At 69.3% G+C, this 24,747-nt stretch carries 22 protein-coding genes; 11 read left to right on the forward strand and 11 right to left on the reverse strand.

Annotated elements, in window-relative coordinates; all coding sequences use genetic code 11:
* Positions 1-120 precede the first annotated feature (120 nt).
* Entirely contained in the window at positions 121-2,196 is a 2,076-nt protein-coding gene (locus P3H15_RS35925) for a prolyl oligopeptidase family protein (RefSeq protein ID WP_276141649.1), read from the forward strand.
* 49 nt (positions 2,197-2,245) lie between these two features.
* On the opposite strand, the gene P3H15_RS35930 is transcribed toward P3H15_RS35925, so the two are convergent.
* Both P3H15_RS35930 and P3H15_RS35935 read right to left on the reverse strand, forming a co-directional pair.
* The gene (locus P3H15_RS35930; RefSeq protein ID WP_276141604.1) at positions 2,246-3,079 is read right to left on the reverse strand and encodes an alpha/beta fold hydrolase; all 834 of its coding nucleotides are present in this window, start codon (positions 3,077-3,079) and stop codon (positions 2,246-2,248) included.
* A 73-nt stretch (positions 3,080-3,152) separates the two neighbouring features.
* The gene (locus tag P3H15_RS35935; protein WP_276141605.1) at positions 3,153-4,196 is read right to left on the reverse strand and encodes an alpha/beta hydrolase family protein; all 1,044 of its coding nucleotides are present in this window, start codon (positions 4,194-4,196) and stop codon (positions 3,153-3,155) included.
* A gap of 735 nt (positions 4,197-4,931) precedes the next feature.
* On the opposite strand from P3H15_RS35935, the gene P3H15_RS35940 reads away from it, so the two are divergent.
* Positions 4,932-5,138: a PspC domain-containing protein gene (locus P3H15_RS35940; RefSeq protein WP_072948529.1), complete on the forward strand. Its 207-nt coding sequence runs from the start codon at positions 4,932-4,934 to the stop codon at positions 5,136-5,138.
* A gap of 179 nt (positions 5,139-5,317) precedes the next feature.
* Here P3H15_RS35940 and groL read toward each other — a convergent pair whose 3' ends face one another.
* From groL to P3H15_RS35965, 5 genes are all read right to left on the reverse strand, one after another.
* On the reverse strand, positions 5,318-6,943 hold the full coding sequence (groL, locus tag P3H15_RS35945) for a chaperonin GroEL (protein WP_005251801.1): 1,626 nt from the start codon (positions 6,941-6,943) through the stop codon (positions 5,318-5,320).
* A gap of 229 nt (positions 6,944-7,172) precedes the next feature.
* Positions 7,173-7,727, reverse strand: coding sequence for a DUF6764 family protein (locus tag P3H15_RS35950; protein WP_276141606.1), 555 nt, complete (start codon positions 7,725-7,727; stop codon positions 7,173-7,175).
* 80 nt (positions 7,728-7,807) lie between these two features.
* Positions 7,808-8,587, reverse strand: coding sequence for an HAD-IIA family hydrolase (locus P3H15_RS35955; RefSeq protein WP_276141607.1), 780 nt, complete (start codon positions 8,585-8,587; stop codon positions 7,808-7,810).
* A 20-nt stretch (positions 8,588-8,607) separates the two neighbouring features.
* On the reverse strand, positions 8,608-9,501 hold the full coding sequence (locus tag P3H15_RS35960) for a universal stress protein (protein ID WP_276141608.1): 894 nt from the start codon (positions 9,499-9,501) through the stop codon (positions 8,608-8,610).
* Between the two features lie 12 nt (positions 9,502-9,513).
* A complete protein-coding gene (locus P3H15_RS35965) occupies positions 9,514-10,515 on the reverse strand; it encodes a zinc-binding alcohol dehydrogenase family protein (RefSeq protein WP_276141650.1) in 1,002 nt (333 codons plus the stop codon).
* Positions 10,516-10,663: 148 nt separating this feature from the next.
* Here P3H15_RS35965 and P3H15_RS35970 point away from each other — a divergent pair, with 148 nt between their 5' ends.
* Entirely contained in the window at positions 10,664-11,827 is a 1,164-nt protein-coding gene (locus P3H15_RS35970; RefSeq protein ID WP_276141609.1) for a helix-turn-helix domain-containing protein, read from the forward strand.
* A gap of 104 nt (positions 11,828-11,931) precedes the next feature.
* Entirely contained in the window at positions 11,932-13,188 is a 1,257-nt protein-coding gene (locus P3H15_RS35975; protein WP_276141610.1) for an FAD-binding oxidoreductase, read from the forward strand.
* A 7-nt stretch (positions 13,189-13,195) separates the two neighbouring features.
* On the opposite strand, the gene P3H15_RS35980 is transcribed toward P3H15_RS35975, so the two are convergent.
* Positions 13,196-14,059, reverse strand: a complete 864-nt coding sequence (locus P3H15_RS35980; protein ID WP_276141611.1) for an alpha/beta fold hydrolase — start codon at positions 14,057-14,059, stop codon at positions 13,196-13,198.
* Positions 14,060-14,112: 53 nt separating this feature from the next.
* Positions 14,113-15,660 carry a histidine ammonia-lyase gene (gene hutH / locus P3H15_RS35985; protein ID WP_276141612.1) on the reverse strand — a complete coding sequence of 516 codons (1,548 nt, stop codon included), beginning with the start codon at positions 15,658-15,660 and terminating at the stop codon, positions 14,113-14,115.
* Between the two features lie 476 nt (positions 15,661-16,136).
* Here hutH and P3H15_RS35990 point away from each other — a divergent pair, with 476 nt between their 5' ends.
* The 6 genes from P3H15_RS35990 to P3H15_RS36015 all read left to right on the forward strand — a co-directional run bounded on the left by P3H15_RS35990 (position 16,137) and on the right by P3H15_RS36015 (position 22,032).
* A complete protein-coding gene (locus P3H15_RS35990; protein WP_276141613.1) occupies positions 16,137-16,592 on the forward strand; it encodes an SRPBCC family protein in 456 nt (151 codons plus the stop codon).
* 34 nt (positions 16,593-16,626) lie between these two features.
* Positions 16,627-17,172, forward strand: a complete 546-nt coding sequence (locus P3H15_RS35995; RefSeq protein WP_276141614.1) for a hypothetical protein — start codon at positions 16,627-16,629, stop codon at positions 17,170-17,172.
* Complete coding sequence (locus P3H15_RS36000; protein ID WP_276141615.1) at positions 17,147-18,184, forward strand: MerR family transcriptional regulator; 1,038 nt, start codon at positions 17,147-17,149, stop codon at positions 18,182-18,184. Before P3H15_RS35995 ends, P3H15_RS36000 begins: the two co-directional genes overlap by 26 nt.
* 63 nt (positions 18,185-18,247) lie before the next feature.
* Positions 18,248-18,961, forward strand: a complete 714-nt coding sequence (locus tag P3H15_RS36005) for a phosphatidylserine decarboxylase (protein ID WP_276141616.1) — start codon at positions 18,248-18,250, stop codon at positions 18,959-18,961.
* Entirely contained in the window at positions 18,958-19,821 is an 864-nt protein-coding gene (gene pssA / locus P3H15_RS36010) for a CDP-diacylglycerol--serine O-phosphatidyltransferase (RefSeq protein WP_276141617.1), read from the forward strand. The genes P3H15_RS36005 and pssA overlap by 4 nt, the downstream gene beginning before the upstream one ends.
* A 27-nt stretch (positions 19,822-19,848) precedes the next feature.
* The gene (locus P3H15_RS36015; RefSeq protein ID WP_276141618.1) at positions 19,849-22,032 is read left to right on the forward strand and encodes an AAA family ATPase; all 2,184 of its coding nucleotides are present in this window, start codon (positions 19,849-19,851) and stop codon (positions 22,030-22,032) included.
* Positions 22,033-22,071: 39 nt separating this feature from the next.
* Here P3H15_RS36015 and P3H15_RS36020 read toward each other — a convergent pair whose 3' ends face one another.
* The gene (locus P3H15_RS36020; RefSeq protein WP_276141619.1) at positions 22,072-22,824 is read right to left on the reverse strand and encodes an isocitrate lyase/phosphoenolpyruvate mutase family protein; all 753 of its coding nucleotides are present in this window, start codon (positions 22,822-22,824) and stop codon (positions 22,072-22,074) included.
* 111 nt (positions 22,825-22,935) lie between these two features.
* On the opposite strand from P3H15_RS36020, the gene P3H15_RS36025 reads away from it, so the two are divergent.
* On the forward strand, positions 22,936-24,288 hold the full coding sequence (locus tag P3H15_RS36025) for a hypothetical protein (protein ID WP_276141620.1): 1,353 nt from the start codon (positions 22,936-22,938) through the stop codon (positions 24,286-24,288).
* On the opposite strand, the gene P3H15_RS36030 is transcribed toward P3H15_RS36025, so the two are convergent.
* Positions 24,285-24,695 (reverse strand): NUDIX domain-containing protein, encoded by a 411-nt coding sequence (locus tag P3H15_RS36030; RefSeq protein WP_276141621.1) that lies wholly within the window; start codon positions 24,693-24,695, stop codon positions 24,285-24,287. The genes P3H15_RS36025 and P3H15_RS36030 overlap by 4 nt on opposite strands.
* Positions 24,696-24,747: the final 52 nt, after the last annotated feature.

A 24,747-nucleotide genomic window follows, 5' to 3' on the forward strand; every position in this document is an offset into this window, starting at 1 on the left:
ACGTACCCACCGGGACCGGCTCCGAGGACAACGACGTCATAGTGTGAGGTCACGGTTGTTCAGGGTAGTCCCGTCCCGATTCGCTGTCTCCACGCGGTCGCGTTACTCGCGGGTAGCCTCATCCGTCACACCTTTCCCGCCGCGACCAGGCACGACACCGCCTGCAAGAATGGCGCCATGACGGATCCCTTCCTCTGGCTCGAAGATGTCACCGCGGAACGGTCACTCGACTGGGTCCGGGAACGCAACGCCCGCACGCTCGCCGAGTACACCGAGAACGCCGGGTTCTCCGCGCTGGAGAGCCGGATCCTGGACGTGCTCGACACGGACGACCGGATCCCCTACGCGGGCATGCGCGGCGAGTACCTGTACAACTTCTGGCGCGACGGCGAACACAAGCGCGGCATCTGGCGGCGCACCACCCTGGAGCAGTACCGCACCGACAACCCCGACTGGGACGTCCTGCTCGACGTCGACGCACTCGCCGAACGGGAGGGCGAGAACTGGGTGTGGGCAGGCGCGAGCGTGCTGCGACCCGAGCAGTCGCGTGCCCTGCTGTCGTTCTCCCGCGGCGGCGCCGACGCGTCCGTGGTGCGCGAATTCGACCTCGAGAAGCGCGAATTCGTCGGCGGCGACCACGCGTTCGACGTCCCCGAGGCGAAGACCAGCATCAGCTGGATCGACAAGGACACCGTGTACGTCGGGACCGACTTCGGCGAGGGCTCGATGACCGACTCCGGCTACCCGAGAATCGCGAAACGCTGGCATCGCGGCACCCCGTTCACCGAAGCGGTCACCGTCTTCGAGGGCGAGACCACCGACGTGTCCGTCGGCGCGTCGTACGACGACACCCCCGGGTACGAGCGGCACTTCGTCGGCCGGTCGATGGACTTCTACAACTCCGAACGCTACGAACTGCTCCCCGACGGGTCGAAGGTCCGGATCGACACCCCGGACGACGCGGGTTCGTCCGTGTACCGCGAGTGGCTGACCATCCGTCCGCGCACCGACTGGGAGGTGGACGGCACCGTCTACCCGGCCGGGTCGCTGCTCGCCGCGAACTACGCCGACTTCCTCGCCGGGTCCCGTGAGCTGACGCCGCTGTTCACGCCGGACGAGCACACGTCCCTCGAACAGGGAACGTGGACGAAAAACCACCTCCTCCTCGTGCGACTGTCGGATGTGCAGACCAAGCTGTCGGTGCTCACGCCGAACGACACCGGGTGGGAGGAGAAGCCTCTCGACGGTGTCCCGGAACTCACGGCGAGCGGGGTCATCAGCACCGACCCGCGCACCGGCGACGACTTCTTCGTCAATTCCAGCGGATTCACCACGCCTGCGACGCTGCTGTACGGATCCGTCGGTGGTGCGCTCGAACCCGTCAAGCAGGCACCCTCGTTCTTCGACGCGGACGGCATGTCGGTGTCGCAGCACTTCGCGGTGTCCGACGACGGAACCGAGATCCCCTACTTCGTCGTGCGCCGCGACGACGTGACCGGACCCTGCCCCACCCTGCTGTACGGATACGGCGGCTTCGAGAACTCGATGGTCCCCGGGTACAGCGGGTCGGTCGGGTTCGCGTGGCTCGAACGCGGCGGCGCGTACGTGGTCGCGAACATCCGCGGCGGCGGCGAGTACGGCCCGTCGTGGCACACCCAGGCGGTGCGGGAGGGCAGGCACAAGGCGTTCGAGGACTTCGCCGCGGTCGCCCGCGACCTCGTGACCCGGGGTATCACCACGTCGAAGCAGCTCGGGATCCAGGGCGGCAGCAACGGCGGGCTGCTCATGGGCGTCATGCTCACCCGCTATCCGGAACTGTTCGGCGCGATCGTGTGCCAGGTTCCGCTCCTCGACATGAAGCGGTACCACCTGCTGCTCGCCGGGGCGTCGTGGATGGCCGAGTACGGCGATCCGGACAACCCGGACGACTGGAAGTTCATCGGCGAGTACTCGCCGTATCAGAACACCGACCCGGCGGCGGACTACCCGCCGATCCTCGTCACCACCTCCACCCGCGACGACCGCGTCCATCCCGGCCACGCCCGCAAGATGACGGCGCTGCTCGAGGAGCAGGGTCACGAGGTCTGGTACTACGAGAACATCGAGGGCGGGCACGGCGGGGCCGCGGACAACGCGCAGGCCGCGTTCAAATCGGCGCTCACGTTCACGTTCCTGTGGGAGCAGCTCACCCGTTGACCCCCTGTGAGTACTTCTCAACCGCCCGCGGTTAAGAAGTACTCACAGGTCAGGTGTGGTCGTGGATCCAGTCGACGATCCGGTCGACGGTGCTCGCCGGCTCGCGGATCCACCCGTTGTGGCCGAGTGGTTGCGGCTGGTGCCACAGCGTGACGTCGGCGTTGGGGAGTTTCGCGAGGAGGTTCTTCGCCGCCGATTCCGGCGCCAGATCGTCGCCCTCGACCGTCACGGACAGCACCGGCAGTGTCAGCCGGGCGATGCGTTCCTCGTAGTCGATGTCGGCTCCGTCGGGTTCGATCCTGCCGGTGCGGGCGAATCGCGACCAATCGGTGATCAGCACCTTCGACTGCCGCCCGAACCCGCCGATGTCCAGTTTGTCGCCTGGCCAGAACCCGGCCAGGTTGGCGGTCATCGACATCGCCGCGGCACCGACGAGCATCCTCGGGGCATGGATCCCGGGGAACCCGCGGTGATACGGCGACCCGGACGCAACGAGCACGATTCCGCCGAGCCGGCCCCGGATCCGTGCCCCGTACATCACACCGAGCTGACCGCCCATGCTGTGCCCCAGCAGGAACGGCGTCGCCGCAGGAAAACGCTCGCGCACCACTTCGAAAATCGCGGGAAAGTCGAGGGCCACCAGTTCGTGGTAGCCGTACGTGCTGTCGCTGCTCGGGCGGGGGCGGCTGTCGCCCTGGCCGCGGAGTTCGCCGATCGCCGCGTTGAATCCCCGGGACACGAGTTCCTCGGCGAAGGGTTCGTAGTAGCCGGCGGGAATTCCCAGGCCGGGAAACACCACGATCACGGAGGCGTCGTCCGGGCCGGGAAACAGGCGAACCGGAGTGGTGGTTCCGTCGGGCATCTGGATCGGTACTGTCTCCACTTCGTCAGACTAGACGGCTCGACCCCCGCAGATCCGGGATCTGCGGGGGTCGATTCTGTTCCGAGACCGGACGCTAGAGGCCGATCGACGCGGCGAGCATCGGCCACGACTTGTGCAGGTCTTCCTGCCAGTAGGTCCAGGAGTGGGTGCCGGTGGGCCGGAAGTCGAACGTCGCAGGAATCTGCAGTTCGTTCAGTCTGTCCGCCAGCGCGTGGGTGCACTGGTTGGTGGCGGCCTCGATGGCGCCGCCGACGAGGATCTGGTTGGCGAGCGTCCCGATGTCGCCGTTGATTCCCGGTGCGTTCAGCTGATCGCCCGCCCCGGGCAGCCCGGATCCGTTGCTGACATAGATGTCGAGTCCGCGCAGCTTCTCCGCGTTGATGTACGGGTCGTTGGCGGCCCACCCCGGACCGTCTTCAGGACCCCACATGTTGGCGGTGTCGCCGCCGCCGCGACCCTCGACGACCATACGTACGTACGCGCGACCGGGGTCGGTACTGGTCATCGCGCACCCGCTGTAGGCGCCGACGCTCTGGTACAGGTCGGGCGCCGACTGCGCCAGGCTCAGCACGGAGCTGCCGGCCATCGAGATGCCGGCGATCGAGTTGACGCCGTTGGTGTCGAGCGCGGAGTCGACGATCGGCGGAAGTTCCTTCGTGAGGAACGTCGTCCACTTGTTGTTGCCCAGTTCCGGGTCGGTCTGCTCCCAGTCCGTGTAGTAACTGAACGCGCCCTCCATGGGCGTGACGACGTTGACGTTCTTGTCGGCGAAGAAGTCGACGACGTCGGTCCGGGCCTGCCACGTGGCGGAGTCCTCGCCGCCGCCCGCACCGTTGAGCAGGTAGAGCGTCGGCCTCGGCGCGCTCGTGTCCGCGGGGGTGATCACCCGCAGCGGAATCTCGCGGTCCATGGACGCCGAGTACACGTGAATGGTCGACTGCCGGTCGTCGATCGGGTCGGTGCTCACCAGGTGGGAGCCGCCGTCCGCGACAGTGGCGTCTTCGGCGGGATCTGCGGAAGCGGACGCCTGGACCCCGAGGCAGGGAACGGCCGTCGTCAGAGCGACCGCGAGCGCCAAGCGCACCCCGTACCTACCCGCTGCAGTGCGGTTGACCATCGTTCTCCTTCGCTGCGACGTCGCCTGCCCGACTCCGTAGAGGCGAGAGCTGGAGCCCACATGATGTCATGCGAACTCCAGCTCTCGTTCAGAAGTGGGGTCGAAACGGGGTGTCCCTATCCCCCGACGGACCCGAGGAAGCCGATCAGTGTGGTGAGCGCTTCGAGCAGACCCAAAAGGCTGTCGGACATAGTATTACTCCTATTCGACGCAGTGGATTTTCGAACTCCCCCTGCGATCAGGGGCTCCGTCATTTGTACCCGAGTTTTCGCTCCGAATAAGCACGAAGTGGTAAACATTTGCGATCGTTGACTTAACGAAGAACCGTTGATCAAACACCGGCTAATCCCCAATTACCTCCGAAACACGCCGCACCACCAGGGAATACGCCGAGACCTCGACCCCCGGATTCCCGATCCCGTAATCGAAGAGCGACAGAACATACCTCGATTCACCGTTTCCGGGCATTTTCTTGTCGTTTCCCTTGAATTCCCCTCCGAAGAAACGAAGAGTTGGCGAATTTCGCACATCTCTTCTGTGGCCGTGGTACGCGCATCTCATTTGTCCAGAAAAATGGATGACGCAAAAAAATTCTTCATTATTACACCAATTTGACCCGAAGAGTGGGATTTCGGAGTTCCTGGGCGCGTCGTCACTGCTCAGGGTGAAAGACCAGGGTAGAGATCGGGGTACATCCCGATGGTGCGGGCCGGTCCCGCCGAACAGGATGGAGGCATGACATTCGACAGCAACACTCCCCGCCAGTTCACCCGTTCCGACAGCCAGAAGATGCTCGCAGGCGTCTGCGGCGGCATCGCCGAATACTTCTCGGTGGACGTCAACCTCGTCCGGTTGCTCACCGTGGTGGCCACCCTGGTCACCGGCGGCACCGCGGCCCTCGTCTACCTCGCCGCCTGGATGCTGATGCCTGCCGGACACTGAGACGAGAACACAACCCCGAAAAGCACTGTGGCCGTGAAACGGACCCGGCAAACGACGCACAGACGAGAAAGAGCCCGGGACACCAGTTGGTGTCCCGGGCTCTTTCGGAGCACTTCGTGCCCGTGCGCGGTGAACGAGTCCGAGGACTCCTCAGCCACGCACGGTAGGCGTGGCCGCCTTTAGAAGTCCATACCGCCCATGCCGCCGGTCGGGTCGCCCACGGGCGCTCCGGCCTTCTCCGGCTTGTCGGCGACGACGGCCTCGGTGGTCAGGAACAGAGCCGCGATGGACGCTGCGTTCTGCAGCGCGGAGCGGGTGACCTTGACCGGGTCGTTGATGCCGGCTTCGAGCAGGTCGCCGTACTCGTTGGTCGAGGCGTTGAGGCCGTGACCTGCGGGCAGGTTGCGAACCTTCTCGGCAACGACGCCGGGCTCGAGGCCCGCGTTGAAGGCGATCTGCTTCAGCGGTGCTTCGAGGGCGACGCGAACGATGTTCGCACCGGTGGCCTCGTCACCTTCGAGCTTCAGGTCGTCCAGTGCGGGAGCCGACTGCAGCAGCGCCACGCCACCACCGGCGACGATGCCCTCTTCGACGGCAGCCTTGGCGTTACGCACGGCATCTTCGATGCGGTGCTTGCGCTCCTTGAGCTCCACCTCGGTGGCAGCGCCGGCCTTGATGACTGCAACGCCACCGGCCAGCTTGGCCAGGCGCTCCTGCAGCTTCTCGCGGTCGTAGTCGGAGTCGCTGTTCTCGATCTCGGCGCGGATCTGGGACACGCGACCGGCGATGGCCTCGGGGTCTCCCGCGCCTTCGACGATGGTGGTCTCGTCCTTGGTGATGACGACCTTGCGTGCCTGGCCGAGCAGCTCGAGTCCGGCGGTCTCCAGGGAGAGGCCGACCTCTTCGCTGATGACCTCGCCACCGGTGAGGATGGCGATGTCGGCGAGCTGAGCCTTGCGACGGTCACCGAAGCCGGGAGCCTTGACGGCCACGGACTTGAAGGTGCCACGGATCTTGTTGACCACCAGGGTGGACAGGGCTTCGCCCTCGACGTCCTCGGCGATGATGACCAGCGGCTTGCCGGACTGGATGACCTTCTCCAGCAGCGGCAGCAGGTCCTTGACCGTGGAGATCTTGGAGCTCACGAGCAGGATGTACGCGTCCTCGAGGACGGCTTCCTGGCGCTCCGGGTCGGTGGCGAAGTACGCCGAGATGTAGCCCTTGTCGAAGCGCATGCCCTCGGTGAGCTCGAGCTGCAGGCCGAAGGTGTTGGACTCCTCGACCGTGATGACGCCTTCCTTGCCGACCTTGTCCATGGCCTCGGCGATGAGCTCGCCGATGGACGGGTCGCCTGCGGAGATACCAGCGGTAGCAGCGATCTGCTCCTTGGTGTCGATCTCCTTGGCGGTCTCGAGCAGACGCACGGTGACGGCCTCGACGGCCTTCTCGATGCCGCGCTTCAGACCCAGCGGGTTGGCGCCGGCAGCGACGTTGCGGAGGCCCTCACGGACGAGAGCCTGGGCGAGAACGGTAGCGGTGGTGGTTCCGTCGCCGGCGACGTCGTCAGTCTTCTTGGCGACCTCCTTGACCAGCTCGGCACCGATCTTCTCGTAGGGGTCCTCGAGCTCGATCTCCTTGGCGATGGACACACCATCGTTGGTGATCGTGGGGGCGCCCCACTTCTTCTCGAGCACGACGTTGCGACCCTTGGGGCCCAACGTCACCTTGACTGCGTCGGCGAGGGCGTTGAGTCCCCGCTCGAGGCCGCGACGGGCCTCTTCGTCGAACGCGATGATCTTGGCCATTGCGAAGTGATCCTCCGGATTGGGGGTGACACACAAGGCGACCGCTAGTCGGGTCGCCTCATTTACGCCTTCGGCCGAGTTCGGTGCCCGCGACGGACGACCAGGGGTGTCTGTGGTTCCCGGTCTCACCGTCCCGACCTGGCACTCACCCGTGGCGAGTGCCAAGTGCATTTTTAGCACTCGAACAGGGTGAGTGCAAGGTCGGGACGGAAGCGCTGTGCCGGCGCGATCAGCGCATCGCGCAGACCTGACCGGTGTTCAGGTTGAAGGCGAGGGACAGCGCGCCGACGCAGTCCACGCCGTTCGCGTCGGCCGTCGCGCCCGAACCCCAGCCCGCGATCGCGACGGTGGTGGTGCCGTCGGCCGCGCCGGAACGGGCGATGCCGCCGCCGAGCGAGACGGCGTACGCCTGACCCGAGCCCGTCGCCGCACCGAGAGACGTTCCGTATCCGTTGGCGTACGTGGTGGCGCCGCTGTGCCCGTTGGCGACGCTCACCGCGGTGCCGCTGTCCGCGGCCATCGCGTGGGCGGTGCCGGCCTCGGTCGCCTTGGCGCCGCAGCTCGCGGTGTCCGACACCTGGACGTCGTTGGCCGACGGCGGCGAGACGCAGTTGACGGGGGCGGCACCGGCGACGCCTGCGCCGGCCACCGAGATTCCCGCCGCGACGCCCAGACCCACGGCCATCGCCGCTCCCACACGTGCCAGCCGTCGGCCGAAGAGAGACGAGATACGAGTACGCGATGCCGAGGCGGTCGAGGTGACGGGGGTGGAGACAGCGAGCATGGAAGCTCCTTCTGGGAACGTCGAATTGGAGGATTCGCCGCGAGAGTACCCGCTCCGGGCCGGTTAGTCCCGGACCCCGCTCAGGCGAGTTCGTCGAGGAGCTTCGGCAGCTGCGCGACGGAGTCGACGACGTGGTCCGGTCGCTGCGCGGCGAGGTCCAGAATCGACTGGCGGAACTTGCCCGTCCGCACCAGCACACCGATGAGTCCCACCCGCTGCGCAGCCAGGACGTCACCCGTCAGATCGTCGCCGACCATCATCGTCACGTCCGGTCCCGTGCCCATCAGATCGGTGGCGGTGAGGAACGCGGCGAGCGACGGCTTGCCCACCGACACGACGTTGGTTCCCGCGACCTCCTCCATCCCGGGGAGGTAGGTGCCCGTGTCGATGCGCAGCCCGTCGTGGGTGGCCCACGTGGTGCCCCGGTGCATCGCGACGACGGGGACGCCGTCGAGCATCAACTCGACCACGCGGCTGAGTGCGTCGTGGGTGAATTCGGGCCCGGCGCCGCCGAGGATCACCACCTCCGGGTCGTCGTCGTCCAGTTCGATCCCGGACAGATCGGCGGTGATGTCGCCGCTGTTGAGGACCCAGGCCCGCGACCCGGGGTAGGTCGACCGGACGTACTCGGCGGTGAGCCGGGCCGCGGTGACGATCTCGCTGGAGTCGGCTTCGATGCCCGCCGACCGGAGGCCGTCCGCGACCTCGTCGCACGTCCTCGACGTCGTGTTGGTGAGGTATGCGCACGCGAGTCCGCGCTCGCGCACCTCCCGCACCGCGGCGGCGGCGCCGTCGATCGGATGCCACGAAGTGACCAGCACACCGTCTATATCGAGCAGGACACCCTCGACCCCAGCCATGACAGGAGCCTATCCCGGCGTCACTGCCGAGTCCGGCAGACGAGGACGGGACAGGGAGCGTGATGCACGAGATTCTGGCTGACGGATCCGAGCAGGGCACCCATCACCTTGCCCCGGCCGTGGCTTCCGACGACCAGCAGTTGCGCGGTCGCCGCGTGCCGCAGCAGGACGTCGGCGGACGCGCCCTGTGTCGTCACCTCGGTCACCGGTACGTCGGGATACTCGTCCCGGATCCCGGCGAGGCATTCGGACACGACGGCCTTCTCCCCTTCTTCGTACGCGGCCCAGTCGACGTACTTCGACGCGTGCGCGAGTCCGTGCTGCTTCTCCCCGCTCCATGCGTGCACCGCGTCCAGACCGACCCCGAACGCGGACGCGAGCGCAAACGCCTCCTCGACGGCCTTCTCACTGACCTGGCTGCCGTCCACGCCGACGACGATCGGGCGGGCGTCCGGTGAGGCCGGCGCAGGCTCTCCCCGGACCACCGCGACCGGGCTGTGCGCGTGATTGACCGTCCGGAGGACCGTGGATCCGAGGAGATAGTCGGTGACCGCACCCGCACCCTGCGCGCCGACCGCCACGATCCGCGCCGCCCGGGACAGCTCGATCAGGTGGGATGCCGCGGTGCCGGATCGGACGTCGCGCTCGACGGCGAGTCCGGGCTGATCCTGCAGGGCCGCGGCGGTGGCGGCGTCGAGCATCGAGTTGCCGTCCTCGCGCAGTTCCTGGATGAACTGGGCGTCGATCATCATCGCGGTGCCGTTGTAGAACGTGGCCTCGTCCGGGTACGTGTGGGCGAGCAGGAGCGGGGCGCCGAGCCGGACCGCCGTGCCCGCGGCCCAGCGCGCCGCGTCGAGCGCGGCCCGGGACCCGTCGATACCGACGACGACGGGTGCCCCTGCGTGTTCGCTCATATCTCTCTCCCTCTACGGCTCGAGAACTGCTGCACCGCTGAACTTTCCGCCTGCCAGATCCTTCAGGGCCCGATCGGCGCGGTCGAGTGGGTACGGGTGGGTGTCGATGCTCAGCCGGTGTTCCGCTGCGATGCGCAGGAATTCGACGGAATCCGAACGGGTGTTGGCAGTGACGCTGCGGATCTGCCGTTCCCGGAACAGGTGCCGCTGGTACTCGAGCGCGGGAATGTCGGTGAGGTGGATTCCGGCGACGGCGAGGGTGCCGCCGTCGGCGAGCGCCTCCATCGCGACGGGCACCAGGTCGCCGACCGGGGCGAACAGGATCGCCGAGTCGAGGGGCTCCGGCGGTGTGTCGCGCGCGCCCTGCACGGACGTCGCCCCGAGTCGTCCCGCCAATGCCCGGGCCTCCGCCCCTCGCGTCATGACGTGCACCCGGGCGCCGCGCGCCGACGCGACCTGGGCGGTGAGGTGCGCGCTGCCGCCGAACCCGTAGATGCCGAGCACGCCTCCGACGGGGACCGCGGCGCGCTCGAGTGCCCGGTAGCCGATGATCCCGGCGCACAGCAGCGGGGCGAGTTCGGTGTCCGTGTACCCCGCCGGCAGGTGCAGCGCGTAGCCGGCCGGGACCGTCGCGAATTCGGCGTACCCGCCGTCCGCGTCCCATCCCGTGTACTGCGACTGCCTGCACAGGTTCTCCGCGCCGCGCAGGCAGGCCGCGCACCGTCCGCACGTGTGCCGCAGCCAGGCGATGCCCACCCGGTCCCCGACGGCGAACGATTCGGTCACCGAATCACTTAGTGCGGCAACCTCCCCCACCACCTCGTGGCCGGGAATCACCCGGGGCCGGTGCACGGGAAGATCCCCCTCGGTCACGTGCAGGTCGGTGCGGCACACTCCGCACGCCAGAACCTTCACGAGAAGTTCGCCCGGCGCCGGCTCGGGTATCGGCTCGCTCGCCCGTTCCAGCGGGTGGCCCGTGACGGGGCCTGGAGCGACCACGCGCCACGCGGTCATCGTTCCGGTTCCGCCCTGCGTCGCCGCCATACCCCCACAATGCCCGTGACTGGTGGCCACCGCCAGGACCGAAGAGGGCCGTGTCTCGACGACACGGGACGGCGGCGAAGACCCGGCCGGACCGCGGCCGGCAACTAGGCTCGCACCCATGGACCTGCGCGGTGAAGACCTGTTCACGGTGGCGGGGTCGCTGGCCGAGCTGATCGGGGCCCCGATCACGATCGAGGACGAGAACTCGACGGTCCTGGCCTATTCGAGCGGCGAGCAGGCCGTGGACCAAGCGCGCATCGAGACCATCCTGGGACGGCAGGTGCCCGGGAAGTACCGGCAACTCCTCGAGGATGCGGGCGTCTTCGAGCGCCTGCACCGGGACACCGACGTCTTCTACGTGGACATGGGACTGCCGGACATGACTCCCCGCGCGGTGATCGCGGTGCGGGACGCGGGACGGTCGGTCGGGTCGATCTGGGCGGCGATGACGTCGGCCCCCACCCCGGAACAGGAATCGATCCTGCGGTCCGCGGTCCCGGTCGTCGCCGAGCACATCGCGGCGGAGCGGGAACGAGTGGACGTGACGCGCCGGATGCAGGTCGACCGCGTCCGCGCGCTGATCAACGGCGGCGAGCCCGCCTTCCGTGCCGCCGACGACCTCCGGCTGGAGGGACGGCTGACGGTCGCGGCGGCCGCCCCCGTCGCGATCGGGCGCCCGCTGCCGTCCGGTCTGCTCGCCTCCCTCGGCCTGTACCTCGACACACTGGCGGTCGATTCGGTGGCCGCCCAGCTCGACGACGTCATCTACGTGGTCATCGCCGCGTCGGAGAAGGACGTCCGGCGCCTCGCCGAGGACTTCCTCGGTCGCGCCCGCAGCGGAGCTACGTTCGTGGTCGCCGTCGGACGCGAGGTGAGCACGGCCAGCCAGGCACACCTGTCGCGCGGGGACGCCGACCGGGTACTCACCGTGCTGCAGCACGCCCGGTCCGGTGGTGTCGCCGGGACGATGCGGGACAGTCTCGCGTCCGTGCTGGCGTTGCGCGTCGCCGACATCTTCGACGGCCTGGGCGAGCTCACCCCGCTCGCGGCGCTCACTCGGCACGACGAGCAGCACGGCACGGATCTCGTCGCCACGGCCCGCGCCTTCCTGGCGCACGGCGGCGACGTCGCCGATGCCGCCGCGGCGCTGCACGTGCACCCCAACACGCTGAGGAATCGGCTGCGGCGCTGCGTCGATTCGTGCGACGTGGACCTGACCGACGCGGACACCCGGCTCATTCTGATGCTCCACCTGAAGCTGACGGGACTGCGGGATCGGTGACCGCTGGGGGAATTTGTGCCCCCTGGCCGATTGCACAGGGGGCGCTGTCCGGGATTGGCCGAACGGCTACTGCCCCGGCTCCGTCGCCCGCCGATGATGGAGTCATGAGCACAGTGCAGCGCCCTGACCATGTCGCGATCGTCGGAGCAGGCGTCGTCGGATTGTCCACGGCGTGGTTCCTCCAGGAGCGTGGCGTGCGCGTCACCGTCGTCGACCGTGCGGGTGTCGCGGCGGACGCGTCGTGGGGCAATGCGGGTTGGCTCGCACCGGCATTGACGCTGCCGCTGCCCGAACCGGCCGTGCTGCGGTACGGCCTGCGCGCGATGCTGAATCCGTCCTCGCCGGTCTATGTGCCGTTCACGACGGATCTGCGGCTGGTGCGTTTCCTCGTCGGTTTCGCCCGGCACTGCACGCCGTCCCGGTGGGCGGACGCGATGAAGGTGTACGCCGAGGTCAACCGGATCTCCCTGGGCGCCTACGACGAACTCGCGGACGGCGGCGTCCGGGAGCACACGCATCTCGCCGACCCGTTCCTCACCGCGTTCAAGTCGGACGAGGACCGGGAAGCGCTCGTCGACGAGTTCCGTCACGTCGAGGCCGCGGGCGGCGAGGTCGAGTACGACCGCGTCGACCGGGACGAGATCCACTCTCTCGAGCCGAGTCTCGGCGACGGCGTGCACTCCGGTCTGCGGCTGCGCAACCAGCGTTTCATCGACCCGCCGCGCTTCGTGCATTCGCTCGCCGACGCCGTCCGCGCCCGGGGCGGCGAGATCAGGTCCGGCTTCGACGTCGCGACGGTGCAGGATCAGGGGCAGTCGGGCGTCCGGCTGGTCGCGGCTTCCGGCGACACGGTGACCGCCGATTCCGTCGTCCTCGCGGGCGGCGCACACCTCAATACTCTCGCCCGCCCGTTCGGTGTCCGCGCCCTGGTGCAGGCCGGCCGCGGGTACAGCTTCAGCGTCCAGCCCGAGCAGATGCCGAAGAACCCCATCTACTTCCCCACCCAGCGCGTGGCGTGCACCCCGCTGCACGACCGTTTCCGCGTCGCCGGAATGATGGAATTCCGCAGTCCCGACGCACCTCTCGACCCGCGCCGGGTGCAGGCGATCATCGCGGCCGCGACGCCCATGTTCACCGGCATCGACTGGGAATCGCGGCGAGAGGAGTGGGTCGGATCCCGGCCCTGCACCACCGACGGACTTCCGCTCGTCGGCGCCACCCGCTCCCCCCGTGTGCACGTGGCGGGCGGCCACGGCATGTGGGGCATCGCGCTGGGCCCGCTGACCGGACGCATGATGGCCGACTCCATGACCGGGGGCGAGGTTCCCGCCGTCATGCGGCATTTCGACCCGCTGCGCTGAGCACGGCTCAGGACCGGGCCGCCCAGAATCTGCGCAGTTCGACGACCAGTTCCCGCGCACGCTCGTCGGGGAAGAACAGCTTGCCGCCCCGGATCTCCACGACTTCCCGCGCTCCCGGAATGAGATCGCGGAGGCGGTAGGCCCACGAGGTCCGGAAGAACAGGTCCCCGGTGCCCCACACGATGAGCGTGGGCACCTCGAGCGCCGCGAGGTCCGACTCGACCGCGAGCAGATCGCGCGGATGCAGGGAGGCGATCCAGCGCTGGAAGAGCAACGCGCGGTCGCGGGTGCCGAGCAGCGGCTCGACGTACGCCGCCACGACCTCTTCCGGCAGCGAACGCACGTTCTGATATCCGGTGCTGTACAACAGCTTACGAGCCCTCGTCACCTTCCGCGTCAACGGCGGCAGAATGCGGGCGAGCAGTCCGGCCCGGGCCAGCAGCACGGCCGGCAGGAATGCCTTCGGCGGCACGTTGTCCTGGGTGTCGCAGTTCGTCAGCGTCAGCGTCGACAACCGGTCGGGGTGCCGGGCGGCGTAGATCTGCGCGAGAGCGCCGCCGGTGTCGTTGGCGACCACGTCGACCTTCCCCAAACCCAGCGCGTCGCAGGTGGCCGCGACGACGTCGGCCAGTGCGCCCAGCGTGAAGTCCTGATCGGGTGCGGCGGGGGTGCGACCGTGCAGCGGGAGGTCCAGGGCGATGCACCGTCGTTCGTCCTCGAGTTGACGGATCACGTTGCGCCACAGATAGCCGGACGTCCCGACGCCGTGAATGAAGAACGCCACCCGGCCGGCGCCGGAATCGAGGTAGCTGACCGGTCCACGGTCGGTGTCGACGGTCTTCCGGCGTGTGTCGAACTCCGCGAGAGTCATGCGGACCATCTCCTGCAGTCCACGGTAGTCGCAAGACTCGAGACTTGACGCCGTCAGTCCAGCCGCCCCACCACCGCCTCCGCGCTCGCGACCAGTGCGCCGGACGCGGCGAGGGCTACCGCGGCCTCGATCTCCGGCGCGAGGTGACGGTCGGTTCCCGGTCCGGCGACGTGCTCGCGGATCGTGTCCCGCACCGCGCCCGTCGCCGGTGACGGTGCGAGCGGGGCCCGCAGGTCGAGCGCGCGAGCAGCCGTCAGCGCCTCGACGGCGAGGACCCGGGTGAGCCCGTCGATCGCCCGGCGCAGCTTCCGGGCGGCGGACCACCCCATCGACACGTGGTCCTCCTGCATCGCCGACGACGGAATCGAGTCGACGCTCGCCGGTACCGCGAGCCGCTTCAGTTCGGACACGATCGCGGCCTGCGTGTACTGCGCGATCATGTGGCCGCTGTCCACCCCCGGATCGTCGGCCAGGAACGGCGGCAGCCCGTGGTTGCGGGCGACGTCGAGGAACCGATCGGTGCGGCGCTCGCTCATGCTCGCGACGTCCGCGACGACGATGGCCAGGAAGTCCAGGACGTACCCGACCGGCGCCCCGTGGAAATTGCCGTTCGACTCCACCCGGCCGTCGAGCGTGACCACCGGGTTGTCGACGGCGCTCGCCAGTTCCCACGACGCCACCTGCTCGGCGTGCGCGAGCGTGTCCCGCGCGGCACCCGCGACCTGCGGCGCGCACCGCAACGAGTAGGCGTCCTGCACCACGGTGCAACTCGGGTTGGCGTGGCTCTGCACGATCTCGGAGCCGGCGAGCAGGCGGACCATGTTCGCGGCGGCGCGGGCCTGGCCGGGGTGGGGCCGCAGCGCCTGCAGGTCGGGGGCGAACACCTTGTCGGTGCCGAGCAGCCCCTCGACGCTCATCGCTGCCGTGACGTCGGCCAGCCGCAGGAGCGCGTGCAGGTCCTCGCACGCCAGCACCAGCATGCCGAGCATGCCGTCGGTGCCGTTGATGAGGGCGAGTCCCTCCTTCTCCTCGAGGACCACCGGCACGATCCCGGCCGCGGACAACACTGCCGCGGCCGGCACGAGTTCGCCGTCCGCGTCCCGCACGGTGCCCTCGCCGATCACCGCGAGCGCGACGTGGGCCAGCGGCGCCAGATCGCCGGAGCACCCGAGGCTGCCGTACTCGTGCACCACAGGAGTGATCCCCGCCGACAGCAGCGAGGCGTAGACCTGCGCGACTTCCGGCCGGGCGCCGGTCCTGCCGGTGGCGAGGGTCGACAGCCGGAGCAGCATCAGAGCGCGCACCACCTCGCGTTCCACCTCGGGCCCGTTTCCGGCGGCGTGCGAGCGGACGAGACTGCGCTGCAGTTGCGTGCGCAGGGCAGAGGGAATGTGCCTTGTGGCGAGGGCCCCGAACCCCGTCGAGATGCCGTAGACGGGCTTCGGGTCCGCGGCCAGCGCCTCGATGCGCTTGCGGGTTTCCGCCATCGCCGACATCGCGTCCCGCGAGATCCGCACGGGCGCGCCGTGGCGCGCCACCCGGATCACTTCTTCGGCGGAGACCGCACCGGTTCCGACCACGACACACTCTTCGGCTCCCACAACCCCAGTCTCCCCCGCGTCCGGGCGGAGAGTGACGGGATTGCGGGAGCCCCGACCGTGTCTACAACCGGCCGCGGAGAGCTTCCTCGATTTCGCGTGGCGTCATCAGACGTTCGAGCTTTTCACTCGGCCACGAGGACGGACGTCCTTGCAATCGGGCTGATTCGAGTAGAGGGAGAGGGCTGCGGTCCCACCGCAGGATCGAATGAACATTCACTACCGATCACTTCCGAACACCGACTCGACAACTTTCCAATTTGCGCCATTGCATCGGCGACAGTTCGTCGCACTATTGACTCATCGCCAATCGTGCCCCTTTGGTTACACGGTTTCGATGAGGCGCGCGGAAGTGCTGGAAAACTGCAGTCCGGGCCACGTTTCAGTGACCTACCGCACAGCTCGCCGGCCACAGGGCCTACCATGACGCGAAAGTAATTGTTACCTTACGTACCACCTTCCCTGACTGGAGACAGCCGATGGCAACCACCCTCGAAGCAAGCATCGACATCGACGCGACCCCGCAAGACGTGTGGGCGGTCGTCTCGGATCTGAAGCGGATGGGCGAATGGAGCCCGCAGTGCCGCAAGATGCGCGTCCTCGGCGGCGTCGTCGAGGCGGGCACGAAAACCGTCAACATCAACCGCAAGGGCTTCCTCGTGTGGCCGACCACGTCGAAGGTCGTGAAGTTCCAGCCCAACAAGGCCATCGCCTTCCGGATCCTCGAGAACCGCACGATCTGGTCGTACGAACTCGAGCCGACCGCAAGCGGAACCAAGGTCATCGAGCGCCGCGAAGCCCCGACCGGAACGTCCAAGGTGTCGCAGTTCCTCGTCAAGACCGTCCTCGGCGGCAACGAGGACTTCGAGGTCGACCTCGTGAACGGCATGAACACCACCCTCGCCCGGATCAAGTCGGCGGCCGAGGGCAAGTAGCCGGGTTGACCCTCGACCTGGTCGAGGCCTCAGCGTGGTCCGCATGGACACACCGGACGCCGTCATGGCGAGGATCGCGCAGGGGCAGGAACGGGCGATAGCGGGTGACCGTGAGGGCGCCCGGCGCATCTTCGAGGAGGTGTGGGACGCCCTCCAGGGGTCCGGCGACACCGCGCCGGACCCGCTGCACGTCGTCACGCTGGCCCACTACATGGCGGACGTCCAGACCGACCCCGCCGAGGAGTTGCGCTGGGACCTGCGAGCCCTCGGCGCCGCCGACTCGCTGACCGACGACCGGGCGCGGGAACATCACTCGTCGCTGTCGGTCGCGGGTTTCTACCCGTCGCTGCACCTCAACGTGGCGGCCGCTCATCACGCCCTCGGCCAGTCGTCCGAGGCGCGCCACCATCTCGATCGGGCAGCGCAGAGCTGCGAACACCTCGCCGACGACGGCTACGGCTACGGCTACGGCTACGGCTACGGACGGATGATCCGCGGCGCCGTCACCCGGCTCCGCGCCGAACTGGACGCGACTGTCGGACCGCCGGGGCAGAGTGGACGCCGTGCTCAGCATCGGTGAACTCGCTCGCGCGTCCGGTCTGTCGGTCAGCGCACTGCGGTTCTACGACAAGGCCGGGGTGCTCACCCCGCACGCGGTCGATCCGCGCACCGGTTACCGCTGGTACACCGACCGGCAGGTGGACGCCGCCGTCCTCGTCGCCGCGATGCGCCGGGTGGGAATGCCGGTGAAGGAGATGGCGGCCGTGCTGGGCGGCACCGACGCCCACGGACTTCTCGACCGGCACCTCGGCCGGCTGGAGCAGGGGCTGGACGACGCCCGCCGTGAACTGACGCGGATTCACCGCCTGCTCGACACCCGAACGGACCGGACGCGGACGGTCGTCCTCCGCACCGCCGACCTCCGCGCCGCGGTCGGCGCGGTGCGGTTCGCCGCCGACGCCGACTCGGAGTTCCCGGTGCTGCGCGGCTGCCTCTTCGAGACGGACCACGACGTGCTCCGGCTCGTCACCACCGACCGCTACCGGCTGGCGGTCGGAACGGCGACCGTGCTCGAACCGCCGGACCCGCCGATCTCCGTGATCGTCCCGTGCACGTTCCTGGACGACGCTGCCGGATTGCTGTGGCGCCACGACACGGTGACCGTCGTCGTGGGAGCCGACTCGATCACCCTCCGCTGCGGCCGCGAACAGCTCACCACCGGTCTCGTCGACGGCGTCTTCCCCGACCATCGCAGCCTGTCGCCCCGCGACCCGGGAATCGAACACACCTTCTCCTCGGCGGCCCTGCGGGCACTCCTGGCCGACGCGGGTGACCGGGTGGATCTGGGGGTTCTCGAGTCGGGCGAGATCGTCGTCGGCCACCCGGGCACCGAGCGGCCCGTCCGCTTCCGTGTGCAGGTGAACACCGGTTTTCTCCTCGAAGCGGTCGACGCGCTGCCCGGCGAGCAATTGACGTTCCGGGTCGGTGGACCCATCACACCCCTCGCCATCCGGCCACGATCCGTTCACACACCGGACCCGGCGAGTGCGTACTCTCTCCTGATGCCGTTGCAGCCGGAAGCGCTCACGTAACCTGTGGGTGCGGCGCGATGGCGCGCAGGCAGCACGTCCGTCCGAACACAGTTAGAGGAGCCCGTGGCACGCAAGCCCACACCCCCCGGAACCCCGCAAGCCACGAGCGTCGGGCACATCGTCGACCTCGTCCGCGGAGCAGTTCCGCCCCTGCATCCGGCCGGGCTGCCCTTCGTCCTCGCACCACTCGGCGTGGCCGTCCTCGGCCGCAACCGCAAATGGGTCCGTCGCGGAGCACTGACCTCCGCCGCCGCCTGCGCCGCCTTCTTCCGGCATCCGCACCGCGTTCCGCCGAACCGTGTCGGCGTCGCAGTCGCACCCGCCGACGGTGAGGTCGCGCTCGTCGACTCCGCGGTCCCGCCGTCCGAACTCGACATGGGAACCGAACCGCTCCCCCGGGTCAGCATCTTCCTGTCCGTGCTCGACGTGCACGTCCAGCGCAGCCCCGTCGGCGGCGAAGTGAAAAAGGTCGTCCACCGGCCGGGCAAGTTCCTCTCCGCCGACCTCGCCGACGCCAGCGAGGTCAACGAACGCAACAGCATGCTGCTGCACACCGCGGAGGGCCACGACGTCGCCGTCGTCCAGATCGCCGGTCTGCTCGCCCGCCGGATCGTCTGCGACGCCAAGGCCGGCGACACCCTCCCGATCGGTGACACGTACGGCCTGATCCGGTTCGGCTCCCGCGTCGACACGTACTTCCCGGCGGGCACCACGCTGCTCGCCGAGCGGGGACAGCGGACGATCGGCGCCGAGACCGTCATCGCACAACTGCCGTGATCGCCAACGCGAAGAAACAGCGGAGGGGACGACCCCAGCAGGCGGTCCGGCTCCTGCCGAGTGTCGTCACGATCCTCGCGCTGTGTGCGGGACTGTCCGCCGTCAAGTTCGCGCTGGACGAGGATCTGGGAACGGCGCTGGCCATGATCGGTGCCGCCGCGGTGCTCGACTCGCTCGACGGGCGGATCGCGCGGCTGCTCGACGCCACCAGCAAGATGGGCGCCGAACTGGATTCGCTCGCCGATTCCATCTCGTTCGGCGTCGCCCCGGCTCTCGTCCTCTACGTCACGCTGCTGGACGGCCAGAGTTTCGGCTGGATCATCGCCCTGATCTACGCGGTGAGCATCGTGCTGCGGCTGGCCCGGTTCAACACGCTCCTCGACGAGGACGACATGCCGGGTTACGCCAACGAGTACTTCACGGGTGTCCCGGCGCCGGCGGGTGCGCTGGTCGCGCTGGCCCCGCTGGCCGCCGCCGCGCAGTGGGGCGACGGCTGGTGGTCGTCGTATCCCGTCGTCGTCGCATGGACCGTGTTCTCCGCGGCGCTGATCGTCAGCCGGATCCCCACGCTCGCACTGAAGACGGTGTCCGTGCCCCCGCACATGGCGGCCGGCCTGCTCGTCCTCGTCGCGCTCGCGGCGGCGGCCCTGGTCACCTACCCGTACATCCTGCTGATCGTCCTCGTCGTGGTGTACCTCGGGCACATTCCGTTCGCCGTCCACTCGAAGCGGTGGGTGGCCGCGCGGCCCGAGACGTGGGACATCAAGCCGTCCGAGCGGCGGGCCATCCGGCGTCAGCCCGACGCCCGCGGCAGGCGGTCCGCGGCACGACTCGGACTGCGCCGTCCCCGGGCCCGGTAGGTCGCTCCCGCACGTAGGCTCGACGGCGTGACCTCCCCGGAACTCGCGCTCACAGTCCGACTGAACACCTCGGCCGCCGACACCCGGCGCGGCGTGGTCCGGTTGCATCCGGAAGCCCTGGCCGCGCTCGGTCTCCGCGAGTGGGACGCGATCGCCCTGATCGGTGCGCGCCGCACCGCCGCCGTGGCCGGTCGCGCGCCTGCCGGAACCCCCACCGGCACCGCGCTCCTCGACGACGTGACGCTGTCCAACGCCGGGCTGTCCGAGAACAGCACGGTCGTCGTGACACCGGTGACGGTGTACGGCGGGAAGACGGTGACGGTCAGCGGCTCCAATCTGGCCGTCAACTCCGTCTCCGACGTCACCCTGCGTCACGCCCTGCTCGGCAAGGTCCTCACGGTCGGCGACACGGTGTCGCTGCTGCCCCGCGACCTGGGCCCCGGAACCAGCACCGCCCCCGCGACACAGGCCCTGTCCCGGACGTTCGGTGTCGCCTGGACGTCCGAACTGCTCACCGTGACCGGGGTCGACCCGGCCGGTGGTCCGGTGAGCGTGCAGCCCAACACCGCGGTCGGGTGGGGTGAGGGTGTGCGCGCGACGGTGACCGCGCCGCCGTCCCGCCTGCCCGCGCCGCCGGTCCGGCCCGCCGAGGAGGTGCCCCCGGTCCCGGTCGAGGACCTGGTCGGCGCCCACACCCAGGCCGCCAAGCTCACCGAGTGGCTCGGGTTGGCACTCGACGAACCCGAACTGCTCCGCACGCTCGGGGCCTCGCCCCACCTGGGCGTCCTCGTGACCGGGCCCGCCGGTGTCGGGAAGGCGACGCTCGCCCGTGCGGTTCTCGCGTCCCGGCGGGTGGTCGAACTCGACGGGCCGAGTGCCGGCGCGCTGGAGGCGGGATCCCGGCTGCAGCGGGTCACCGCGGCCGTCGAGGCGATCCGCAGCGGCGGCGTCCTGTTGATCACCGACATCGACGCCCTGCTGCCGTCCACCCCGGAGCCGGTGTCGGCGCTGATCATCGAACAGCTCCGCCACGCGGTCGAGACCGTCGGGGTCGCGTTCGTCGCGACGTCGGCGCACCCGGAGTCGGTCGACACCAGGTTGCGCGGGCAGGACCTGTGCGACCGCGAACTCGCCCTCACGCTGCCCGACGGCTCCACCCGCCGGGCCCTGCTGGAACTGCTCCTGCGGAAGGTCCCCAGCGACGGCATCGCCCTCGACGCGATCGCGGCCCGCACGCCCGGGTTCGTCGTCGCCGATCTCGCCGCGCTGTGCCGGGAAGCCGCCCTTCGGGCCGCGTCCCGTGCGGCCAGGAAACCCGTCGAGCCGGCGCTCACCCAGGACGACCTCCTCGGCGCACTCGATGTCATCCGCCCGCTGTCGCGATCGGGCAGCGAGGAACTCGCGATCGGCAGCGTCACCCTCGACGACGTCGGGGACATGGTGGAGACCAAGCAGGCGCTGACCGAGGCCGTGCTGTGGCCGTTGCAGCACCCGGATTCGTTCGCCCGGCTGGGTGTCGATCCGCCGCGCGGCGTGCTGCTCTACGGCCCGCCCGGCTGCGGCAAGACGTATCTCGTTCGGGCGCTGGCCAGTTCGGGACATCTGAGTGTGCACGCCGTCAAGGGCGCCGAGCTGATGGACAAGTGGGTGGGCGCGTCCGAGAAGGCGGTCCGCGAACTGTTCCAGCGGGCACGGGATTCGGCCCCGTCGATGATCTTCCTCGACGAGGTGGACGCGCTCGCGCCGCGGCGCGGCCAGAGTTCCGATTCCGGGGTGGCCGATCGGGTGGTCGCCGCGCTGCTCACCGAACTCGACGGCGTCGAACCGCTGCGCGACGTGGTGGTCGTCGGCGCCACCAACCGGCCCGATCTCATCGACCCGGCGTTGCTGCGCCCCGGCCGCCTGGAGCGGCTGGTGTTCGTGCCGCCGCCGGACGGCGACGCCCGCCGCGCGATCCTCCGGACGTCCGGGAAAGCGGTCCCGCTCGCCGACGACGTCGACCTGAACGCTCTGGCGGACGATCTCGACGGCTACTCGGCCGCCGACTGCTCGGCGTTGCTGCGGGAAGCCGCGCTGGCCGCGATGCGCCGGAACATCGACGCCGCCGACGTCACCGCGGCCGACGTGGCCGAGGCACGCGAAAAGGTGCGCCCCTCACTCGATCCCGAGCAAGTGGCGCACCTCGAGGCCTATGCGCTGTCGCGCCCGTGAGTACTTGTTAACCGCCGGCGGTTAACAAGTACTCACGGGTCAGGACCAGCGGCCGAGCAGGGTGGCCGCGTGTGCGGCGAGCGCGGCCTGGAAGAACGGGCCGAAACTCACCCGCGCGACGCCGAGCGGTCCGAAGCTCGCCGGATCGTCCTGATCGGGCAGCCCGATCGCGTTGACGGGCAGCGGAAGCTCCGACGTGAGCCGCTTCTGGGTGGCGTCGTCGTGACGGCCGACGGGGTAGAGCACGTCGGCTCCGGCCTCGGCGGCGAGCTTCAGGCGCGCGATCGCGCGGTCGACACGGTCGGACTCGTCGCCCACCTGCTTCACGAACAGGTCGGTCCGCGCGTTCACGACCACGTGGACCCCGGCGGCGTCGGCGGCCTGCCGCAACCCTCCGACGAAGTCGGCGTGCTCCTGCGCCTCGCGGAGGCGTCCGCCCTCGCTGTGGACGGTGTCCTCGATGTTCAGACCCACCGCACCCGCACCGATCAGTCCCTCGATCAGGCGGGCAGGCTCGAGCCCGTAGCCGGATTCGATGTCCACCGACAGCGGCAGCTCCACCGCGGCGGTGATCTGCGAGATGCGGTGCAGCAGCTCGTCGAACGTGATCCCCTCGTTGTCGGGCTTGCCGATCGAGTCGGACACCGGGTGGCTTCCGACCGTCAGTGCCTGAAACCCGGCGGACACAGCCAGATTCGCGGACCACGCATCCCACACGGTGGGCAGGATGACGGGGTTGCCGGGCCGGTGCAGCTCCAGCAGGGTGGTGGCCTTCTCGTTGATCGACGTCATAGGGGGCTCCTCGCCTCGGGTGTATTCGATCGGAGTCGTTCTCGGGCACGCCTTCGGTGCCAACGCCGGGTTCGCCATTTCCATTCCTACCCGCTCGAGTACCGTGGGCAAATGGACTTCCGGGAACCCCTGTCCGCCGCGGCCGCTCTCGCGTCCGGCGCACTGGCCGGGTTCGTCCTCACCAATCCCCGTAACCGGGCCTGGACGATCAACGCCTCCGATCGCGAGATCGACCGGTGGATCAGCAGCCAGCCGACGGGTGTGGTGGTGGCCCTGGTTCTCGCCGTCATCGCGGTGGGCGGTCTGCAACGGTCGGGCTCCCGGCGGGTGTCGTGGCTCCTGGCCGCGGTGTGCGCGGTCGTCCTGATCGGCGCGCGCTGGGCGGTTCCCGGCGCCGGCGGCGTCGACACGTTGATCGCCCTGCACTTCGCCAAGACCGCGACTGCCGGGTTCCTGCTGGGCGCGGCGGTCGCCGCGGTGTGGGGTCGCTGGGCTTCGCAGCTGGCGCTGACTCTCGGAGTGGCGGGCGCGTTCCTCCTCGCGAGCGTGCAGAAACTGCCGCGCGGCGATACCGCATATGTCGAGCCCGCGAGCATGAGCACCTCGGCGATCGGCGAACCTCCGCAGTGGCTGCTGATCGGTGTCCTCGTGCTCGCGCTCGCGTCGGCGGTGCTGGCGCGGTCGCAGTTCCGGGTGCAACGCCCCGAACGGAAGACCCTGCTCACCGCGCTGGTCGGAGCCCTGGGACTCGCGCTGCTCAACCGGCTGCTCGGGGCGTGGATCGACGATCAGGAATTCGGCGAACCCCTGACGGTCTGGCTGATCGTGGCGTTCTCACTCGCCGTGATCCTGGGGGTGACCGTGCTGATCGGGCGACGGCTCCCCGGGATCGACGGACACTTCCTGGTGGCGGCGACCGGGGTCACCGCCGCGGCCGTGCTCGTCCTCGACGACCTCCGGACCCCGCGGGTGACGACGCCCGCGCCGGCGTTGCTGGCGGTCGGCGTCGTCACCCTCGCCGCGGGAATGGCGGTGGCGGTCAGGGTTCCGCCGAAGAGGCGACGGCCCGGGTGGGGTCTGTGTGTCGCCGCCGTCGTTCCGCTGGTCGCCACCATCTCGCCCGACTTCGGCAACGACGGCGTCGCGCTCCTGCTCCGGCTGGGGGTCCTGGGCGGCGGGACGGGTTTCGCGCTCGCCTCCGCGCTGCCGGGTTCTGCGCCGGTCGCGGTGCTCGGTCTGGCGCTGCCGTTCGCGTCGCTGGTGTTCGTCGCGGCGACCACGGTCCCCCGCAGCCGGGTGGTCTACTCGGGTGCGCCGAGCGAACACCGTCTGCCGTCGTCGCCGGCCTCGACCGCCGCGTCCGACCATCTCGCCGGTGTCGCGATGCTGCTCGTCGTCGCGTTCTGCGTCTACTCGCTCCGTGAGCGCCACGGTGCACCGGAGGGCACCGCGCCACTCACCTAGTCGAGGAGGCCGAGCGACTGCAGCCGGCGGAACACGAGCATCGAGCCGGGCGCGACGTCCGGCATCGCCGCGTATTCGTCGACGGTGAAGTACCGCAGTTCGGCGATCTCGCTCGTCGGCCGCGGATCGGTGCTCAGTTCGGCGAGAAAGCAGGTCATGTGCAGGTCCGTGCCCTCGGGATGTCCGTACGCGGGGGCCTCGAAGACCCCCAGACGTTCGAGCGTCCCGTCGACGATTCCGGCATCGAGTTCTTCCCGGATCTCGCGGTGCAGAGCCTGTTCGGCGTTCTCGCCCGGGTCGATCTTGCCGCCTGCCATGTAGAACGCGGTCTTCCCCGCCGAACGCGTCTGGAGGAGTTTGCGGTCACGGATATGGGCGAGCGCGGCGGTTCGAATCTCGGCTGGCACCGACCCAAGATAGATCAGTCCGGGCACGCGCCCATAACACAATGCGCCCCAT

This window comes from Rhodococcus sp. T2V (assembly GCF_029269925.1).
GTDB lineage: Bacteria > Actinomycetota > Actinomycetes > Mycobacteriales > Mycobacteriaceae > Rhodococcus_F > Rhodococcus_F koreensis.

Excerpts from the sequence above, each read along its gene's own strand:
- P3H15_RS35965 (WP_276141650.1), bottom strand. The coding sequence starts at position 10,515 with ATGACCGCGTGGCGCGTGGTCGCTCCAGGCCCCGTCACGGGCCACCCG.
- P3H15_RS35975 (WP_276141610.1), top strand. The coding sequence starts at position 11,932 with ATGAGCACAGTGCAGCGCCCTGACCATGTCGCGATCGTCGGAGCAGGC.
- groL (WP_005251801.1), bottom strand. The coding sequence starts at position 6,943 with ATGGCCAAGATCATCGCGTTCGACGAAGAGGCCCGTCGCGGCCTCGAG.
- P3H15_RS35940 (WP_072948529.1), top strand. The coding sequence starts at position 4,932 with ATGACATTCGACAGCAACACTCCCCGCCAGTTCACCCGTTCCGACAGC.
- P3H15_RS35950 (WP_276141606.1), bottom strand. The coding sequence starts at position 7,727 with ATGCTCGCTGTCTCCACCCCCGTCACCTCGACCGCCTCGGCATCGCGT.
- P3H15_RS35960 (WP_276141608.1), bottom strand. The coding sequence starts at position 9,501 with ATGAGCGAACACGCAGGGGCACCCGTCGTCGTCGGTATCGACGGGTCC.
- P3H15_RS36020 (WP_276141619.1), bottom strand. The coding sequence starts at position 22,824 with ATGACGTCGATCAACGAGAAGGCCACCACCCTGCTGGAGCTGCACCGG.
- P3H15_RS35955 (WP_276141607.1), bottom strand. The coding sequence starts at position 8,587 with ATGGCTGGGGTCGAGGGTGTCCTGCTCGATATAGACGGTGTGCTGGTC.
- P3H15_RS35970 (WP_276141609.1), top strand. The coding sequence starts at position 10,664 with ATGGACCTGCGCGGTGAAGACCTGTTCACGGTGGCGGGGTCGCTGGCC.
- P3H15_RS35980 (WP_276141611.1), bottom strand. The coding sequence starts at position 14,059 with ATGACTCTCGCGGAGTTCGACACACGCCGGAAGACCGTCGACACCGAC.
- P3H15_RS35935 (WP_276141605.1), bottom strand. The coding sequence starts at position 4,196 with ATGGTCAACCGCACTGCAGCGGGTAGGTACGGGGTGCGCTTGGCGCTC.
- P3H15_RS35990 (WP_276141613.1), top strand. The coding sequence starts at position 16,137 with ATGGCAACCACCCTCGAAGCAAGCATCGACATCGACGCGACCCCGCAA.
- P3H15_RS36025 (WP_276141620.1), top strand. The coding sequence starts at position 22,936 with ATGGACTTCCGGGAACCCCTGTCCGCCGCGGCCGCTCTCGCGTCCGGC.